Annotated in this window: 2 protein-coding genes; one reads left to right on the plus strand and one right to left on the minus strand. The window is 72.5% G+C overall.

Annotated features, from left to right (window positions below; genetic code table 11):
* Positions 1-25 precede the first annotated feature (25 nt).
* Positions 26-985, minus strand: a complete 960-nt coding sequence (dapD, locus tag AWW66_RS31925; RefSeq protein ID WP_067374502.1) for a 2,3,4,5-tetrahydropyridine-2,6-dicarboxylate N-succinyltransferase — start codon at positions 983-985, stop codon at positions 26-28.
* A 106-nt stretch (positions 986-1,091) separates the two neighbouring features.
* On the opposite strand from dapD, the gene dapE reads away from it, so the two are divergent.
* Complete coding sequence (gene dapE / locus AWW66_RS31930) at positions 1,092-2,165, plus strand: succinyl-diaminopimelate desuccinylase (RefSeq protein WP_067374504.1); 1,074 nt, start codon at positions 1,092-1,094, stop codon at positions 2,163-2,165.
* The last annotated feature ends 35 nt before the right edge of the window (positions 2,166-2,200 follow it).

A 2,200-nucleotide genomic window follows, 5' to 3' on the forward strand; every position in this document is an offset into this window, starting at 1 on the left:
CGGCCGGTTTGGCCGTCGGGGCGGCTCAGTCGTTGGCGTGCAGGGCGGCGTTCAGCTCGATGCCCCGGCCGGTGCGCGGCTTCGCCTCCAGCGCGCCGGTCACCGAGTTGCGCCAGAACAGCAGCCCGTCGACCCCGGAGAGGTCCTTGGCCTTGACCACCTGACCGTCCGGGAGGGTGATCTTGGAGGGGGCGGTGACGTAGCAGCCGGCCTCGACCACGCAGTCGTCGCCGAGGGAGATGCCCACCCCGGCGTTCGCCCCGATCAGGCTCCGCGCGCCGATCCGGACCCGGTCGGTGCCGCCCCCGGAGAGGGTGCCCATGATCGAGGCCCCGCCCCCGATGTCGGAGCCGTCCCCGACCACCACGCCCTGCGCGATCCGACCCTCGACCATCGAGTTGCCCAGGGTGCCGCCGTTGAAGTTGACGAAGCCCTCGTGCATCACGGTGGTGCCGGCGGCGAGGTGGGCGCCGAGCCGGACCCGGTCCGCGTCGGCGATCCGCACCCCGGCGGGGACCACGTAGTCGGTCATCCGGGGGAACTTGTCGACCCCGTACACGGCCAGGTGACGGCCGGCGGCCCGCTCGATCACCCGCAGCTCGTCCACCCGCTCCGGCGGGCACGGCCCGGCCGAGGTCCAGGCCACGTTCGCCAGCTTGCCGAAGATGCCGTCGAGGTTCAGCTCGTTGGGGCGCACCAGGCGGTGGGAGAGCAGGTGCAACCGGAGGTACGCGTCGGAGGCGTCATTGATCGGGTCGTCCAGCGAGCCGATCACGGTCACCACCTCGACGGTACGCAGGCCCGGCAGGGCCCGGTCGCCGATCGCGCCCGGCGGCAGGTCGAGCACGTCGGCCTGCTCCTCGCCGGGGACCAGGGGCAGCTCGCCGAGCCCCAGCTTGCCCGTGGGGTACCAGGTGTCGAGCACCTGACCCTGTGCGGTGATGGTGGCCAGGCCGATGCCCCAGGCGGGTTCTGCGGACGTCACTGCTTCACCTTTCTCGTCGCGGTGGCGCGGGGTCTCCTCGCGGCCGGCACCGGGCTCGGCCCGCTGGCTCCTCACCCGCACCGGCCTTGAAGGTACCGTGCGAACCATGGAGAACCCGCTTACCCCCGAGGTCCTCGCCGATCCGGTGGCGCTGACCCGTGCTCTGGTGGACATCGAGTCCGTTTCCCGCAACGAGAAGGCGATCGCCGACTGCGTGGAGGAGGTCCTGCGGACGGTGCCGCACCTGAGCACCCACCGGCACGGCAACACGGTGATGGCCCGTACGGAGCTGGGTCGGGGCCAGCGGGTCGTGCTCGCCGGGCACCTGGACACGGTGCCGTTGAACAACAACTTCCCGTCCACCATGCGCGGCGACCTGATGTACGGCTGCGGCACCTCCGACATGAAGTCCGGCGTGGCGTACGCGCTGCACCTGGCGGTCACCCTGCCCGACCCCCGGTACGACGTGACGTACTTCTTCTACGAGGCGGAGGAGATCGAGTCGAAGTACAACGGGCTGTTCCTGGTCGCCGAGGCGTACCCGGAGTGGCTGACGGCCGACTTCGCGGTGCTGCTGGAGCCGACGTACGGGATCGTGGAGGCCGGCTGCCAGGGGACCATGCGGGCGGTGGTCGCCACCACCGGCGTCCGGGCCCACTCGGCGCGGTCCTGGCACGGGGTCAACGCCATCCACGGCGCCGGTGAGCTGCTCCGCCGGCTGGAGACGTACCAGGCCCGGCGGGTCGTCATCGACGGCTGCGAGTACCGCGAGGGGATGAACGCGGTGCGGATCGCCGGTGGGGTGGCCGGCAACGTCGTCCCGGACCGCTGCGAGATCGAGGTGAACTACCGGTTCGCCCCGGACCGTACCCCGGCCGACGCCGAGGCGCACCTGCGTGAGGTCTTCGCCGGGTACGAGCTGCGGGTGACCGACTCGGCGGCCGGTGCCGCGCCGGGGCTGGACGCCGCCCCGGCCAAGGAGTTCCTGGCTGCGGTCGGTGCGGCGCCGATCGGCAAGCTGGGCTGGACGGACGTGGCCCGGTTCGCGGCGATGGGCGTACCGGCGCTGAACTTCGGCCCCGGCGACCCGAACCTGGCCCACCACCCGGACGAGCACGTCGAGATCAGCAAGATCCGGGACGGGGCCGCCACCCTGCACCGCTGGCTCGCCCCCGCCTGACCGGCCGACCGGCCGCCCGCTGCTGACGGCGGGCG

Origin of the sequence: Micromonospora rosaria (assembly GCF_001567585.1) — a bacterium.
GTDB lineage: Bacteria > Actinomycetota > Actinomycetes > Mycobacteriales > Micromonosporaceae > Micromonospora > Micromonospora rosaria.